This window comes from Solibacillus sp. GQ1 (genome assembly GCF_059758555.1).
On sequence record NZ_JCAXEX010000001.1, the window covers coordinates 1,150,902 to 1,166,952 of the forward strand.

A 16,051-nucleotide genomic window follows, 5' to 3' on the forward strand; every position below is an offset into this window, starting at 1 on the left:
ATGATCCAGCTACAACAAGTTGAATATTCGGTGGATGATAAGGAGATTTTGAAAAGCATTTCTTTGGAAATCGTCGAAGGGAAATTTATAGGGATTATTGGTCCAAACGGCAGTGGTAAATCAACAATGCTTAAGATTTTGTACCGTCACCTGAAACAATCATCGGGAAAAGTAACTTTGCATGAACAGGAAGTCTGGGATATTTCCCCGAAAAAACTGGCAAGACAAATAGCGGTCGTTAGTCAAGAGTCCGCTATATTATTTGATTTTACAGTAAAAGATTTGGTAATGATGGGACGCACCCCTTATAAAGGCTGGCTCAGTTCTGAAAACTCAGAAGATATGTCAATCGTGGACAGAAGCATGAAATTAGCAAATATTGGTCATTTAGCCAATCGAACATTAAGTAATTTATCAGGTGGCGAAAAAAAACGAGTAATGCTCGCACGTGCATTGGCACAGCAGGCAAGTATTCTCATATTGGATGAACCGACAAATCATTTGGATATTGAACACCAGCTCCATTTAATGGATTTAGTCAAAGATTTACCGATTACGATCATTGCGGCGTTACATGATTTAAATTTAGCTGCAGCTTATTGTGATGAGTTAATTGTTATGAACAATGGAACATTACATATTCATGGTTCACCGGAAAATGTATTGACGACCCCGATGTTAAAAGAAGTATTTCATATAGATGCAGGGATTTCTAAAAATCCGTTCACAGGGAAAATGCATTTATTTTTTTATACGAATACACAAATAGATACTATAGGAGATTAACAATGAAGATTCGTAAAAATCTATGGGCTCCGTTTGCCCTAGCATCCGCATTAATTTTAGGGGCATGTTCGGATGAGGAACAAAGTATAAAACAGGCGACAGCAGATTCGGATGAAACAGTTCAGGCAGTAACAATTGAAAATGAAGGCATGTCCATTACATATGAAGAAGCTCCCCAAAAAGCGATTTCCATAAATCAGCATGTAACAGAAGTAATGCTTGCACTCGGCTTGGAAGATTCGATGGTAGGTACAGCTTACTTGGACGACCAGATTTATCCTCCGTTACAAGAAGCGTATGACCAGGTTCCGGTACTGGCTGAACAATATCCTTCGAAAGAACAGGTTATTTCAACAGAAGCCGATTTCATTTACGGTGGCTGGGCAAGTGCCTTTAATGAGAAAAACTTAATGTCACGCGAAGAAATGGAACAATTGGGAATCCGCAGTTACCTGCAGTCTTCCTCAGTAAAAGTGGCTCCGGAGTTAGAGGATATTTACACGGATATCCGTAATATCGCAAAAATCTTTCGTGTTGAAGAGCGCGGAGAAACATTGATTGAAGAAATGAACGCTAATATTGAAAAAATTAAAGAAAAAGTTCCTACTGTGGACAAACCAATTGATGTTCTAGTATTTGATAGTGGTGATAAAGATGTATTTACAGCCACTCAAAACTTTATGAACACTCTCGTGAAAATGGCGGGAGCAAATAATATTTTTGGTGATATCGAGAAAAACTGGGCAACGGTTTCAAAAGAAGATGCTGTAGAACGTAATCCGGGAGCTATTATTGTAATTGATTACGGTTCTACTACAGCAGAAGAGAAAATTAATTTCCTGAAAAATGATCCGGCACTGAGCCAAACACCGGCAGTACAAAATGAACGTTTTGTTGTTTTACCATTATCGGCTGCATCAGAAGGTGTTCGTGTGGCAGAAGCGCTTGAAATTATTGTAAAAGGTCTTTACCCTGATTCATTCTAATCTTTCAAAATCAAAGGGATTCCACCAGTCGACACAAGTGCGTAATTGATGAATGGGAGCGGTGTATATATGCAAGAATATGCTAAGAAAAATTTTGAAAAGGCGTTGCAGCTGCCGATGCCTAACAAGACATTTGCAAAATTAAAAGCAACGGATGACTATGTAGCATTAATTGTACGACCAGGGTTAATAAACAAACATTTAACAAGTGATCAGCTGATTGTGTTAGCGAATCTTGAAAAATCTGGCGCTGTAAAATATTCTGCCGGCCATAGTTTTATTGTTACTGTCCATCGTTCACATATTGAGCAGGCAATGGAAAAATTAACGGAAGTGAATTTGTATGTGGCATCCCAAACACCAAGTGCTTTATTTAAATGTTGCGACTTTTGTGATGGGGATTTGTTAGACGGTTTACCACTTGCAAAGGACTTACTAGAACAAGTTGAACAAATGCCATTAAAAAATAGGGTATGCATCGGCTTTAATGCATGCACCCAAGCATGCTATAACGCGGTTCAGGATGACTTGGCACTCATTTTTCATAATGGCAAAGTTGATATTTACGGAGGCGCGATTCCAATGGGGAGACGTGCCAGTTCCGGGCATCTATTATTAAAAAAAGTACCGGAAAATCAAGTGATCGATCTTGTGAAAAATATATTAGGAAAGTACAATGCGTCATCAATCGATAAGTTTTCGGCGTTCGTGCACAAAAATAAAACTTACTTTGATCAACTACAAGAAGGAGGACTCTATGACAACTTGGAATTTAAATCAAATGAAGCGTCATCTGTTAATTTGTAACGGGGCTACCTGTATGGGTGCAGGTGCAGAAGAAGTAACAAAGCAAATCCGGGATGAAATTCGTAAAAATCGTTTAGATGAAACGATTCATACATCACGTACCCGTTGTAATGGTCGATGTAAAGATAAATGTGTTGTCATCGATTATCCGAAAGGGACATGGTATTCCGTTCAAGACGAGGAAACATCTCGTGCAATAGTTCAGGATACTGCTGAAGAATCATCCATTATTTATTCGGTGGAACATGGGGAAAGAATCCGACATGAAAATCGAATTAAAGGGATCGATAAATATAAAAAAGGAAGAGGACCATTGAAAAAAGCAGTATTATTTGTTGGGCATGGTAGTAGATTAGAGGCTGGAAATGAGGAAGTACGTCAGTTTGTCGAGCAGACGAAAACGTATATTGATCCAGCACTACTAGTTGAAACTTGTTTTCTGGAATTTGCTTCACCGAATATAGAAGATGGGATTCAGCTTTGTGTTGAAAGAGGCGCGGATGAAGTCCATGTAATCCCCATCATCTTATTACACGCAGGACACTCAAAAATGCACATCCCGGCCGAAATCGAACATGCAAGAGAGCATTTTCCGGATGTTCGCTTTACATATGGTCAAACAATTGGGATTCATGAAGAAATTTTCGAAATTCTTAAGTCGCGATTAACAGAAGTAGGCTTCAATCCTGATGAAAAACATGACGACACAGCTATTTTACTTATTGCTCGCGGCGGCAGTGATCCATATGCAAATGGCGATTTCTATAAAATTACCCGTTTATTATGGGAAAAACTAGACGTTTCTATAGTAGAAAGTGCATTTATGGGCGTAACGACCCCATCAGTAGAACAAGGGATTGAACGCTGTATAAGACTTGGAGCAAAAAAAATTGTGATGCTTCCATACTTCTTGTTTACAGGGGTGTTGATGGAACGAATGGCTAAAATGGTCCAGCAGTTTACAGAGCAATATGAAGATGTAGATTTTTTACTTGCAAATTATTTCGGCTACCATCCGAATTTAAAGAAAGTATTGCTTGAGCGCATGGACCAGGCTTTAGACGGGACATCAACAGGGATGATCGATTTAGAGAATTTCCGCAAATATGCAGAAGAACATGGATATGAACATCACCACCATCATTAATGTTAAAGTTTATCCAGAGCATCGAATATGCTCTGGAATTTTCATTTCATATCAAACGAAAATAAAGGGGCGAGGGGCACAATGTATTTTATTATTTGTGTAATCGCAGTGCTCATCGATTGCATTGTTGGGGATCCGAAAAAATGGACACATCCTGTTATATATATCGGAAACATGATTTCTTTTTTCGAAAAGAAATGGAATCATGGCAGTGGCAGTAGAAGACGGATCAATGGATTACTAACAGTTTTTCTCACTATAAGTATTACAACGGGCTCGGTTTTCTTAATTGTCTTTCTTGCAATAAAAATACATCTTCTTCTTTGGCTTGTAGTCGAAATCTTTTTGATTAGTTTAGCTCTTGCCCAGAAATCATTAAAAGAAGCGGCGATGCTCGTTTACGATTCCTTGAAAGCGAATGATTTACCCGAAGCAAGAAAATATTTAAGCTGGATTGTAGGCCGTGAAACGAATCATCTGGATGAACCTGAAATTGTACGGGGTGTCGTTGAAACGGTTTCAGAAAATACGAGTGACGGTGTGACGGCTCCGCTTATGTATGCGCTATGTTTTGGTGCAACCGGTGCATGGAGCTATAAAGCGATTAATACGCTGGATTCTATGATCGGGTATAAAAATGAACGGTATGCTGATTTTGGGTTTGCTGCAGCTAAATTGGATGATGTTGCGAACTATCTGCCCAGCAGAATTTCCGGGTGGTTCCTTATTATATTTACAAAATGTGAAACGGCAAAACCTTTCAAACACCGCTATAAAAACTGGCTAAAGGATGCTAAAAAACATCCAAGCCCGAATAGTGGATATTTGGAGGCAGCTACTGCTGTTCAGTTAGGAATTCGTTTAGGCGGGTTTAATCGTTATGGCGGGGTGGAATCCTTCCGTGCTTATATGGGTGAACCGTACGAAACGATGCAAAGAATACATATTAAAAAAGCGATCCGGCACATGTATGTTTGTACATGGTGTGTTGTGATAACAGGGGGAATATTGTATGCAATTGCCTGCACATGGGGCTAATGCGGCAGCATTATATAAAGCGATGAATTTAAAAATGCCGGATCAAGTCATCGATGTGAGCGAAAATGTCAATGATCTCGGGTATCCGAAGCTAGTAGCTCAACAGTGGTCAAACCTGTTAGAAAAAATTACTGGCTACCCGGATGAACAAGCGGAACCGTTTCGTTCGCAAGCGGCAGCTGTTCACCAAGTAGCAGCCGATCAAGTTGTCGTCACAAACGGTGCGGCAGAGGGCTTAATGGCTTTGGCACAGCTTTTCAATGGACAGGAAATTGCTTTGTTACAGCCAACATTTTCGGAGTATGCGAGAACACTAAAACAGCAGAATTGTGTTATTCATTCTATTTTAGCTGACGATATTGAAACATATCGATTTAATGAGGAAATATTGGAGAAACAGCTAAAAGATGTCCATGCCTGCTATATTTGCAATCCGAATAATCCTACAGGCGTCTTATTGAAAAAACATTGGATTGAACAGTTGATTAAAAATTATCCCCACTGCAATTTTGTAGTCGATGAAGCGTTTATGGACTGGACCGATGAATCGGAGAGCATTGTTTCATTGGTAAACAGCTATTCCAATTTATTTGTCGTACGATCCATGACAAAAATGTATGCACTGGCAGGGATTCGTCTCGGTTATGTCATCGGTCAACAGGCAGGAAAACTCCGTCATTACTTGCCGCATTGGAATGTGAGCGCGATTGCAAATGAAGTCGGCAGTCTCTGTTTACAGGACAAGGATTTTGTGAAGGAATCTCGTGAAAAGAGCAGCAGATTACGGAGTCAGATGGTGGTGGACTTAAAATTAATTAGTTGTAAAGTGTCAAACAGTGCAGCGAATTTCTTATTGTTCCAATTACCAAAACAATATAATCCGGATGATTTTTTTACATATTTATTAGAACGGGGTATCGTATTACGCCATACAAAAAACTATGTCGGCCTGGACGGCGCATGGTTTCGAATCGCTGTCAAAAGTGAAGAAATCTGGACTAAATGCAAGGATGAAATAATGGATTATGTCAAAAATTATTAACTACTACCGTCATGGAGAAACTGTATGGAATAAAGAAGGGCGTCTGCAAGGGTGGCTTGACTCGGAATTAACGACAAAAGGAATCGATCAGGCAACGTCCGTTAACTGGAATCCGGAGATCGTACTCTCCAGTGACCTGAAGCGTGCAGTGCAAACAGCCCGTCTCATGTTTTCGGACCACACCATTCATAAAAACGAAAGTTTGCGTGAAATTAACTTGGGGCATTGGCAAGGCAGCTACATTAAGGACCTTCAACAGGATGAACAGTATTGTTGCTATTTAAATACACCGCATTTATTTATGAATACGACACAAGAGTCCTTTGAAGACGTAACGAACCGAATGATTGCAATTCACGAGTATTTGTTACAGTTACCGTATGAGAGAATCGCTGTCGTTTCACACGGTGTTGCCATTGCCTGTTTGATTATCGCGCTTCATAAACAGCCTTACAACGAGCTATGGGGTTATCTGTTGGATGGTGCTGGGTGTTTTTCAATAGAAGGGCACAGTGATCAATTACATAGCATTATTAAATAGAAGAAAAACGCTATACCAATGTTTGGTGTAGCGTTTTTCTTTTATCAAAATTGTAATGGGGTCAAATTAATTAAATCGATAGAACTTTATGGTAATTAATCCCCTGAAGTATTTTTTTAGAAAAATTGATTAAAATTTAAAGCCAAATTACATGTACAATCGTTTTATAGTCAAGTGAGGTGAAGAAATGGAATTTGAACGACTTGTTAATACATATACGAATTATTTATTAAAGTTAAGCTTTCTCTACGTTAAAGACCGACAAGCAGCCGAAGACATTGTGCAGGATGTTTGGATAAAAGTAATGCTTTCAAAGAATGAAATAACAAGTGAAAAGAGTTATTTAGTACAAATAACGGTGAATCAATGTAAAGATTATTTGAAAAGCTGGCGTTATAGAAAAGTGCGCATAATCGATGTACTTGGTATTGAAAAAGACACTTCACAAAGAGACGGAATGGTAATATCGGAAGAAAAAAGTACAATTGGCAAGGCTGTTTGGCAATTACCATTCAAGTACCGGGAAATTATTATCCTTTATTATTATGATTCACAAACTGTTCGAGATATTGCTTTTACATTAAAACTTGCGGAAGGTACGGTGAAAACTAGGTTAATTAAAGCAAGAAAGATTTTAAAGGAACAATTAAATGAAACGGACTGGGAGGTGTTGAACAGTGAAGGATGAATTAGAAAATTTAACAGGACCAATGCTTGATGAAACAAAACGTGTACAGCAGAAAGCACTGGAACAATACTACGCTCATAGGAATGGCAGGAAAAAGTTCAAATGGGGCTATCCGGTTGTAATCGTTCTCTTTTTATGTATGGTAGTATTCATATTTCCACTGCAAAAACCTGAAGAAACAACAAGTAACCTTTATATAGAACCGATAGATGAACAGTTTTTTTTGCTTGCTGTTTATTCCGATCAGTATAACCAAGGTCAATTTATGACAAAATCAGATGCCATAGAGCATAATTTATTTTTTGCTATTGAACGCAGTGCGCTACTAACATATGCAAAGTACGAAAATATTAAAATCGACAAAGAGTCAGTCTTAAAAAATGCGAAACAGTCTTTTTCTTATATAGAAGGTAATCCACTGTCGAAACTTAAACATGAAAAAATGCTTCAGGCATTAGGTTTATCGAACGATGAATATAAAGATATTCTTATAAAGAATGCGACAGTTAATTCGGTGATTGAAAGCTTCATTAAAGAGCGAGGATTAAAAGGTCCAAAAGATAAATATATAGGCCAAATTCATAAGGAGGCAAGGGAATTTTATTATAAGCATGCAGCAAAGGAAATTGAAAAGTTTGAGACAGAACAACGATCGAAAGTTACAGAGAAGCCACCATTAATAGAAGTAAAGACTCCGGATACATTTAGGTTTGCAGAAAAAGAACATTTGGCGCTGGACCTGGGTTTGAATGATCAGCAGCAATATGAGTTTATAAATGTAAATATGACGTTTGATTATATTAGAGAGACATATGGATCATTAATTTATGAGGCTGCACCATTCAAAGAATATCCGTTTCACTTTGAGCCGTTGTTTTATATGGATTATAAACGAAATATTGAACAGATGATCCTACAACCGAAATGGCATGAAGAAGCATTGGAGGTACTTGAACTTTTAGAGATATTTGAACGCAGCTATATTGACGATTATCCATTTTTACAATAAGAAAGAATCGATCTAATTTGAAACAAACGCTACGGCACAAATTGGCCATAGCGTTTTAATTTTAAAATTTAAATGTATCATCAGTTATAGGGGCCACTTTAGCAACCGCATAAGTAGCTCCTTTTTGACTAAAGAAATCGTAGGTTGACCCAGTATTGGAGATCCCGTTCATGACAATCGGGTTCACTTCCTCATCAGGAAACATCGTATCGAGCCCCAAGTTCATAAGCGCTTTATTCGCATTATAGCGTACGTATTTTTTCACTTCAGGGGAAAGACCTGTTTCTGCATATAAATCATCGGTATACTTCATTTCATTTTGATATAAATCGAGTAAATATTCATAGCCCCATAAAGTAAGCTCCTGCTGTTTTTCTGCAGTGAACGTTTTGAAAATGTTCTGCGCGAAAAAGCCGACAGCTACCCCGTGAATGGATTCGTCACGCAAGATTAAACTAATCACTTCCGCACTATTTCTTAAAACACCTTGTCCTCCTAAATAAAGAGGGTAGAAGAAGCCGGAATAGAATAAGAAGCTTTCCAGCATAACTGAAGCAAACATCGCTTTCCATAAGCTTTCCGGGTCCTCTTCTTTTATAGCAGTGTATACTTCGCCAATGCGGTTTGCTTTATATTGAAGAAACTCATTTTTTTGCACCCATTCGAAAACTTCATCGATTTCCGTGTTTGTGCATAATGTTGTAAAAATATACGAATAAGACTTTGCATGGATTGCTTCAAACGATCCGAATACGGTTAACACCGCTTTCTCCTGGAAATCGGGTGTGTACTTGGCGATTTCATTCATGCCGATGTTCGTTTGTACCGTATCAAGCAATGTCAGGCCGCCGAACACTTTTTTGTATGTATCCTGATGCTCGAATTCCTTCCATTGTTTGACGTCTTTACTGACCGCAATTTCTTCGGGGAACCAGATTTGTTTCCATTGCTGGTCCCAAAAAATACGAGCGAGTTCACTCGTAGGGGTATTCCAGTTGACTGCTTTATACGTTAAATTTGACATGCGACACACTCCTCAATTGTTAGTAAACGTTGGCGTACGTAATATACGGTTTTAATGCCTTTCGTCCAAGCATATATATAAGCTTTTGCCAATTGTTCTGTGTTCCACTGATCCGTTACGTATAGTGTCATGGAAATTCCCTGGTCGACATGCTTTTGCGCGGCTGCGTAAAGGTCGATCAGTTCATACGGGTTAACTTCATATGCTTCGGTATAAAGATCCTGGTTATCATTTGTTAAAAATGGCATCGGATAAATTGTTCGACTGTCCGCATAGTCACGTACTTCCACGCGTTCTGTAACAGGGGCGATGGAAGCGGTACAGCTGCGGATGTAGGAGATACTGCCAGTTGGAGCAATCGCAAGTCTGTATGAGTGGAACAAGCCATGCTTCAGTACGTCAGACTTCAACTGTTGCCACATATTTTGAGTAATAATCGGTGTACCCCCAAGTGCTTTAATCACTTCTGGTGCAAGTTCTTTTTCTTCTTTATTTATATAGGTTTCAAAGTAAACACCGCTCGCATAATCGCTTTTTTCAAAACGATAAAACGTTTCGTTCTTTTCTTTCGCGATTTCCATTGATGCTTTTAGAGAGTAATAGTTTAGTGCTTCCATAAACGCATCGATAAATTCAATCGAATCTTTGGAACCATAACTGATTCCACTTTGTACAAGGTGTCCATGCAAGTTCATAACGCCCAATCCTACAGAGTGCATCACTTTGTTGGCTTTGGACACAGAAGGAACGTTGACGATATCGGTCATCGTTGAAACATTCGTCAAAAGACGCATTGCTGTATCGACAAGCTGTCCGAAATCCTGAACTTTCGTTGCTTCGTGAATGTCGATTGAACCTAAATTACAAGAAACATCGAGGCCATATTCATTCGGCTCATTCTGGTCTGTAATGACACTTGTTTGCTGATACTGAAGAATTTCGCTGCACAAATTCGACATCTTCACACGTCCAATTTCCTTTAATGGATGGGCGTTATTGACATTATCATCGAATATTTCAAACGGGTAACCCGATTCGAATTGTGCTTTTTTAATCTCCGTATATAATTTACGGGCATTTAATCGTTTCAGTTTACGGATGTTCGGATTATCCAATAGCTCATAGTACATTTCCGTAATCGAAATTTCCGACATGCGTTTCCCGTATTCTTTATAAATATCATAGGAACTGAACAGAACGATATCTTTATCGCGACGCATCAGTTCAAAGAAAATATCGGGAAGAATAATCCCTGTAGATAGTGTAGCTAAACGGATTTTATCATCGGCATTTGGTTTCTTACTTGAAATAAAGCTTTCGATATCACCATGAAAAATATTTAGATATATCACTCCGCTCCCATTTCGCTGCCCCAATTGATTCGAATAAGAGAACGAATTCTCCAGCAGTTTCGCAACGGGCATAACCCCGCTCGCACGGTTTAATATCCCTTTAATCGGATCGCCTAATGGACGCAGATCGGTCAAGTTTACTCCGACACCGCCGCCTAAACGGGAAAGCTCCAGGCAGTAACCGATGTTCTCGGCAATCGAATTCATCGTATCATCCATCGTCAGTTTAAAGCATGAGACAAGCTCACCACGCGCCTTTTTCCCGCTGTTTAAAGCAGTTGGTGTTGCCGGCTGGTAGGCAGTCATGACCGCTTCAATGGCTTTTTCCGCCAACGTTTCATCACCTTGTGCTAAATAAAGGGCGATGATGACGATCCGGTCCTCGTACTTTTCCAGAATCTCTTTTCCGTCACGGCTTTTCATCGCATAGCTTTCGTAAAACTTAGAAGCACTCATGAATGAAGGGAACCGGAACTTGTTGGAATAGGCTTTTTTATACATCCGTTTAATAAAGTCCATCGCGTACAAGTCCAAAAACTCTTTTTCGTAATAGCCTTCCTCAACTAAATAGCGTACTTTTTCCTCAATATCAATAAAGTAACGCAAACGGACATTGACGTCTTCCAGAAAATAGCGGCGTGTTGCTTCTTTGTCTTTCGCCAGATCCAGTTCACCGGTAGCGCGGTAACGGTTTAATATATCGTTATTTAATTTTAAATACTGTTTCATATCGATGCCTCTTTCCAAATGGAGTAGTAGTATTCAGTAATCGCTTCGTAATTAGCCGGAGTTCCTCTCATTTCCACTTTTTCAATTAACGGAATTCCGTATTGTGCAGCTAAAAGGTCACCAGCACGACCGAAAAAAGCTTGACCGAAATTACGGTTTCCGCTTACGATGATTCCTTTGCATAAATCAAAGTGCGCAGTCATGAACTGGTCGACGATAGGGGGGACAGAGCCTAATCCATCCGTATACGTGAATAAAAGATACGGTTCATTAACTTTAACTACTTCCGCCAGATCCTTTGCGGGCAAGCCGAGTTTTTGCACGATGGATCGTACATTACCAGTTCGTGAAGCATAAATGATCATGCAGTCATTTCAGAAATGCGATCGATAATAGAAGTCGGCTCTGCAATAAATTCTCCGTTTATTTCAAATAACGGCACAGACAGAAAACCTGCATCGATTACTTGTTGTTTTGCTGTTTCATCCTGGTCAATATTAATGACCTCAACTTCCAAGTTGGCTGCATCAAGTTCTGATTTTACCCATAGGCATTTTGGGCAAATTGTTTTCGTGTAAAGTTTCATCATAGAATCCCTCGCTATATAAGTATTACTAATGATTGTGCCGTACATGTCAGCGGGGAAAAACAAAAAAGCTATCCCGGAAAACAGGATAGCTTGAAATGGAAACGGATAGAGTGCGCGCCTCCATTTCCTATTCCCCGAAGAAATGTACGTAGTTTTAACGAGGCAGGTCTCCTGGCTTTGCTTCATCCGTCAGACGCACCTTCCCATGCTAGTAGCACAGTGGTCTATTCGTCTTCAGTCAGCATTTACAGTTGCGGGGACAGCGTTGGTTTTTCACCAAACTTCCCTTTTAAACTACATTTAGTAGTACCTTGTTAAAAAAACACAATATATAGTTGAATTGAGTATAAGCGTTAACAACCTAAAAGTAAAGAGCCTAATGAATGATTCCATAAATACAACAAAAATCCTAGAAAACTCCCTATTGAAAATAGAGAAAAAATATGGTTTTGTTATAACTGCATGAAGTTAGTTTATATAAAAAGAGAAAGTTGGATGAATATGCCGATTCAATTAAAAATTAAGAAAATCCATCCGGAAGCAGTACTGCCGAAACAGGCACGTGAAGGGGATGCTGGGATGGATTTAAGTGCAGTTGAAGAAAAAATTTTACTGCCTGGAGAATATGGATTAATTAAAACTGGTCTTCAAATCGAAATGCCGGAAGGAACAGAAGCACAAGTACGCCCACGTAGCGGATTGGCATTAAAACATGGGATTACGGTGTTAAATAGTCCAGGTACGATCGATGCAGGCTATCGCGGTGAAATCGGTGTGATTCTAATCAATCACGGGAAAGAACCGTTTACGATTGAAAAGGGTATGCGAATCGCACAGCTAGTTATTCAATATGTCCCACAAGTCTTCATTGAAGAAACGGACGAACTGTCGGATACGGAGCGTGGTGATAAAGGCTTTGGTTCGAGCGGCGTAAAATAATGAAAAACGCCTGAGTCGAGATAAATGAACTCAGGCGTTTTACTCTTCTTCTTTTTTCCACTTTATATAATTGTACGAAGTTTGAATGCCAAAAAGTATTATGAAAAAGAGGGTGAAAAATATAAAGAAATTAGTGAATCCTTCAACCGAATAAATAATGGCCAACGCTATGATATAAATGGGAATTGAATAAATACTGCGCAAAAACTTACGGCGGTATGAAAGGGCATGATAGGCAAATTTAAACCCTTTATCCACTTTCGGCTTTTTACGATAGTACATAGATAAGGCAATTGTCATAATTAAAATCAACATTAATATGAATGCGTAATTAATTAAAAAATCCAAATCAATCATATTAGTCCCCCTTCTCTCCGTTTGTCTGAATATTGATTTCAGTAACAATTTTTGAAATCGGTAAATACGTTAATTCACAATGATAACGTCCATCAGGGAAGTCTTTATAAGTACTGGACTTTATATTGTAAACTTTATCTTCAATCATCACTTCAGTCGTATCAATACTTCTTCCATGCCCGTTTACAAAGGTAATTTCACAAATCCCTCCAGCAGTTTTCTGATCGCCTGTTTGCAGATGATAAAAATCATAGCTGTAAATTCCTGAAACAATTAGCATAAACAGCGATAGCAAGCCAAACATGAACGTATTCATGTTGTAGGGGGATGATTTCTTATTTATAAATTGCCGGATAATAAAGTAAGCAGCAATGACAAATAACAAAGTGAAAATGATAAGAGCACTGTAAAATCCAATTAGCATGAGCATTCCCCTCTAAATTCGTTACTTAATTTACGAATAAGATGGAAAAAAGTTTCAGAATTATTGCATTCTTATTTTATTGAAATAGTAATAGATCAAAATTACGTAAGAACTTTTCTAACGGGAACTCGGTGTGCATATGCATAAGTGGAAACGTTTTTCCATTTAGAAGGGGATCAATCGATTTTAGTCGAATTGATAATAATGGGAAATTGTAAAAATTGGATGTGAGATAAAGGGAGGCATTGTATGCGAAGCGTGCAAAGTGTGTTGTTTGAGAAGTTTTTAGTACTGCGCGGAACGAAGAAGAAATTTATGGATTTACGGCTGCTCGATAATTTTATTGCAATGAAACACAACGAGAAACCGTATGAACTGGATGCGAAATTCAAAGAGCAACATCAAATACAAAAAGACGAACTGAATGGCATGCACTATTACACCATCAATGAACAGCAAACACCGGAAAAGGTCATCTACTATTTTCACGGCGGTGCCTATATTAATGATCCATTGATTTTTCATTGGCGTTATTTAGTGAAGCTTGCACAGGAGACAAACTTCACGATCATCGTGCCGATTTATCCGAAACTGCCCAAACATACACATAAAGAATGCTTTAATGCCATTCATGATTTATATGATCATCTCGTTTTAAAATATGATGCACCGTTTATTTTTATGGGGGATTCAGCGGGCGGTGGACTGGCATTGGCGTTGGCGCAAGAAGTAAAGCGATTTTCCAAAAAACAGCCGCAGCATATTGTTCTACATTCCGCATGGCTCGATGTGCGGGGGGAAGATCCGCGCTACAAAGAACTTGAAAAACTTGACCCGATGCTTGGAGTAGTTGGCGCACAGGAGCTTGGCAGGTTATGGGCAGACGGATTGGATTTAACAGATTACAAAATAAGTCCCGTCCATGGAGAATTGAAAGACATCGGTCAAATTACCGCATTTGTCGGGACGGGTGAGCTACTGGTTGTCGATGCAAAAATGCTTCTCGATAAAGCAAAAGAACAAGGTGTAGCAGTCCATTACTTTGAATACCCGAAAATGAATCATGTCTTTCCGGTATTTCCCATTCCGGAAGCGAAGAAAGCAATGAAGCAATTACTCAAGATCATCAAAAATTAGCATGAATGAAATAGGAGCATTTACAGTATGAAATTATATATTATCCGACACGCTGAATCGGAGGGACAAGATCCGAAGGCTAAGTTAACAGTAGCTGGTAAAGAGGAAAGTGAGCAGTTGGCGAATTTTTTAGAACAATACCCGATTGAACTTGTCATATCAAGTCCATTTACAAGAGCATTACATACAATAGAACCATTTGTCCGGAAAAACAAAATTCCTTTCAAAATTGATCATCGGTTGAGGGAACGATTATTAAGTGACGAAAATCTTCCGGATTGGCTGGAAAAATTGAAACAAACGTATGTGGATAAGGATTTAAAATTTACTGGCGGGGAATCAAGTAATGAAGCGATACATCGTATCAATGAATTAGTAGAGGAATTAAAACAAAGTGCTCATATGTCAGTGGTAATCGTTACACACGGCAATATAATGTCTTTACTACTCAACCATTTTCAACGGCATTTTGGATTTGACGATTGGAAGCAATTGTCGAATCCGGATGTCTTTGAAATAGAGTTTAGCAATGAACAAACAGTTGTAAACCGTATATGGCGGTAGGTAGCGTAAAATAGGTTGTAGAAAAGCAGGTGCAATATGAAAAATTACTTTATTATCAGTGATATCCACGGCCAGTATAAAGCATTTGAAAAGTTATTAACGTATTGGAATCAAAAAGATAGCCTTGTTTTACTCGGAGATTTGATCGACCGGGGTCCACGGTCTTATGAGGTCGTGCAAAAAGTAATGGACTTAAAGCGGCAATACGGGGAACAGGTTATATTTTGTAAAGGGAATCATGAAATGATGTTGTTGGATTTTCTCGAAAATCCTGGGCAAAAGCACGCCTTTTATTACAAATACGGTGGCCGGGAAACAATGGCTTCATTTCTAAAGTATTTACCGGTTGAAGTAAGTGAACTTGACCCGATTGAACAAGCGCAAGTCGTTAAAGAGAAGTTTGCGGAGGAATTGGATTTTTTAAATAACGGCAAATTATATGAAATTGCAGGGAATCTGTTATTGACGCATGCAGGATTTGATTCGAGTTTTGCGACAGTTGAGGAAACGCAGGATGAAAATTTCCTATGGATTCGACAGCACTATAAAAATGAAAATAAAACACCGTATATCAATGTTTTTGGTCATACACCATTACAACATATTCATGAGTGTAATGATATTTGGATTAGTAAAGACCAAAAATATATCGGGATAGACGGTGGGTGTTATTTTACAGGTCAATTGAATGGCATCGTTCTGTCGGAAGAGGGCCAAATCATTCATATATATGCCGTTACATCTGACAAAACCGAAAACTATGATAATTGACAGGTGTCGTTTAGACTGAGTAAAAAGTTATAATTATATAATATTTTTTCTTGAATGTATGTTTTCCCCCGTTTATTTGGTATACTACTATTAACGATATGTAAAAGAGGTTATCCCGTTC

At 38.7% G+C, this 16,051-nt stretch carries 19 protein-coding genes and 1 riboswitch; of the genes, 13 read left to right on the forward strand and 6 right to left on the reverse strand.

The features are described 5' to 3' along the window. From AC6CH1_RS05600 to AC6CH1_RS05640, 9 genes are all read left to right on the forward strand, one after another. Positions 1-786, forward strand: a complete 786-nt coding sequence (locus AC6CH1_RS05600; protein ID WP_498316549.1) for an ABC transporter ATP-binding protein — start codon at positions 1-3, stop codon at positions 784-786. Between the two features lie 2 nt (positions 787-788). Beyond that, positions 789-1,772, forward strand: a complete 984-nt coding sequence (locus AC6CH1_RS05605) for an ABC transporter substrate-binding protein (protein ID WP_498316550.1) — start codon at positions 789-791, stop codon at positions 1,770-1,772. A gap of 69 nt (positions 1,773-1,841) precedes the next feature. Beyond that, positions 1,842-2,579 carry a sulfite reductase gene (locus AC6CH1_RS05610; RefSeq protein WP_498316551.1) on the forward strand — a complete coding sequence of 246 codons (738 nt, stop codon included), beginning with the start codon at positions 1,842-1,844 and terminating at the stop codon, positions 2,577-2,579. Continuing rightward, on the forward strand, positions 2,530-3,726 hold the full coding sequence (locus AC6CH1_RS05615) for a CbiX/SirB N-terminal domain-containing protein (RefSeq protein ID WP_498316552.1): 1,197 nt from the start codon (positions 2,530-2,532) through the stop codon (positions 3,724-3,726). The genes AC6CH1_RS05610 and AC6CH1_RS05615 overlap by 50 nt, the downstream gene beginning before the upstream one ends. Before the next feature lie 81 nt (positions 3,727-3,807). Further along, entirely contained in the window at positions 3,808-4,764 is a 957-nt protein-coding gene (cbiB, locus tag AC6CH1_RS05620; protein WP_498316553.1) for an adenosylcobinamide-phosphate synthase CbiB, read from the forward strand. Beyond that, positions 4,739-5,806, forward strand: coding sequence for a pyridoxal phosphate-dependent aminotransferase (locus tag AC6CH1_RS05625; RefSeq protein ID WP_498316554.1), 1,068 nt, complete (start codon positions 4,739-4,741; stop codon positions 5,804-5,806). The genes cbiB and AC6CH1_RS05625 overlap by 26 nt, the downstream gene beginning before the upstream one ends. Then, on the forward strand, positions 5,790-6,347 hold the full coding sequence (locus AC6CH1_RS05630; RefSeq protein WP_498316555.1) for a histidine phosphatase family protein: 558 nt from the start codon (positions 5,790-5,792) through the stop codon (positions 6,345-6,347). Before AC6CH1_RS05625 ends, AC6CH1_RS05630 begins: the two co-directional genes overlap by 17 nt. A gap of 187 nt (positions 6,348-6,534) precedes the next feature. Then, positions 6,535-7,035 (forward strand): sigma-70 family RNA polymerase sigma factor, encoded by a 501-nt coding sequence (locus AC6CH1_RS05635; protein ID WP_427710300.1) that lies wholly within the window; start codon positions 6,535-6,537, stop codon positions 7,033-7,035. Beyond that, positions 7,025-8,044 carry a hypothetical protein gene (locus tag AC6CH1_RS05640; protein WP_498316556.1) on the forward strand — a complete coding sequence of 340 codons (1,020 nt, stop codon included), beginning with the start codon at positions 7,025-7,027 and terminating at the stop codon, positions 8,042-8,044. The genes AC6CH1_RS05635 and AC6CH1_RS05640 overlap by 11 nt, the downstream gene beginning before the upstream one ends. Positions 8,045-8,105: 61 nt before the next feature. On the opposite strand, the gene nrdF is transcribed toward AC6CH1_RS05640, so the two are convergent. From nrdF to AC6CH1_RS05660, 4 genes are read right to left on the reverse strand one after another with little or no spacing between them, the layout of a single operon-like run. Then, complete coding sequence (gene nrdF / locus AC6CH1_RS05645; RefSeq protein WP_498316557.1) at positions 8,106-9,068, reverse strand: class 1b ribonucleoside-diphosphate reductase subunit beta; 963 nt, start codon at positions 9,066-9,068, stop codon at positions 8,106-8,108. Beyond that, on the reverse strand, positions 9,056-11,149 hold the full coding sequence (gene nrdE, locus AC6CH1_RS05650; protein ID WP_498316558.1) for a class 1b ribonucleoside-diphosphate reductase subunit alpha: 2,094 nt from the start codon (positions 11,147-11,149) through the stop codon (positions 9,056-9,058). Before nrdE ends, nrdF begins: the two co-directional genes overlap by 13 nt. Then, entirely contained in the window at positions 11,146-11,472 is a 327-nt protein-coding gene (nrdI, locus tag AC6CH1_RS05655) for a class Ib ribonucleoside-diphosphate reductase assembly flavoprotein NrdI (RefSeq protein WP_498316559.1), read from the reverse strand. The genes nrdE and nrdI overlap by 4 nt, the downstream gene beginning before the upstream one ends. A gap of 38 nt (positions 11,473-11,510) precedes the next feature. Beyond that, the gene (locus AC6CH1_RS05660; RefSeq protein ID WP_498316560.1) at positions 11,511-11,738 is read right to left on the reverse strand and encodes a glutaredoxin family protein; all 228 of its coding nucleotides are present in this window, start codon (positions 11,736-11,738) and stop codon (positions 11,511-11,513) included. Positions 11,739-11,882: 144 nt separating this feature from the next. Next, a riboswitch (cobalamin riboswitch) is annotated at positions 11,883-12,067 on the reverse strand. Between the two features lie 166 nt (positions 12,068-12,233). On the opposite strand from AC6CH1_RS05660, the gene dut reads away from it, so the two are divergent. Further along, a complete protein-coding gene (gene dut / locus AC6CH1_RS05665; RefSeq protein ID WP_498316561.1) occupies positions 12,234-12,677 on the forward strand; it encodes a dUTP diphosphatase in 444 nt (147 codons plus the stop codon). A 39-nt stretch (positions 12,678-12,716) separates the two neighbouring features. Here dut and AC6CH1_RS05670 read toward each other — a convergent pair whose 3' ends face one another. Together AC6CH1_RS05670 and AC6CH1_RS05675 are read right to left on the reverse strand one after the other, a co-directional pair. Next, on the reverse strand, positions 12,717-13,034 hold the full coding sequence (locus AC6CH1_RS05670; RefSeq protein ID WP_498316562.1) for an ATPase: 318 nt from the start codon (positions 13,032-13,034) through the stop codon (positions 12,717-12,719). A 1-nt stretch (position 13,035) separates the two neighbouring features. After that, positions 13,036-13,458 carry a cobalamin biosynthesis protein CobN gene (locus AC6CH1_RS05675; protein WP_498316563.1) on the reverse strand — a complete coding sequence of 141 codons (423 nt, stop codon included), beginning with the start codon at positions 13,456-13,458 and terminating at the stop codon, positions 13,036-13,038. Between the two features lie 249 nt (positions 13,459-13,707). Here AC6CH1_RS05675 and AC6CH1_RS05680 point away from each other — a divergent pair, with 249 nt between their 5' ends. The 3 genes from AC6CH1_RS05680 to AC6CH1_RS05690 are packed head-to-tail and all read left to right on the forward strand — an operon-like array spanning position 13,708 to position 15,930. Then, positions 13,708-14,595, forward strand: coding sequence for an alpha/beta hydrolase fold domain-containing protein (locus AC6CH1_RS05680; protein ID WP_498316564.1), 888 nt, complete (start codon positions 13,708-13,710; stop codon positions 14,593-14,595). Positions 14,596-14,622: 27 nt separating this feature from the next. Further along, positions 14,623-15,159: a histidine phosphatase family protein gene (locus AC6CH1_RS05685; RefSeq protein ID WP_498316565.1), complete on the forward strand. Its 537-nt coding sequence runs from the start codon at positions 14,623-14,625 to the stop codon at positions 15,157-15,159. Between the two features lie 36 nt (positions 15,160-15,195). Continuing rightward, complete coding sequence (locus AC6CH1_RS05690) at positions 15,196-15,930, forward strand: metallophosphoesterase family protein (protein ID WP_498316566.1); 735 nt, start codon at positions 15,196-15,198, stop codon at positions 15,928-15,930. The last annotated feature ends 121 nt before the right edge of the window (positions 15,931-16,051 follow it).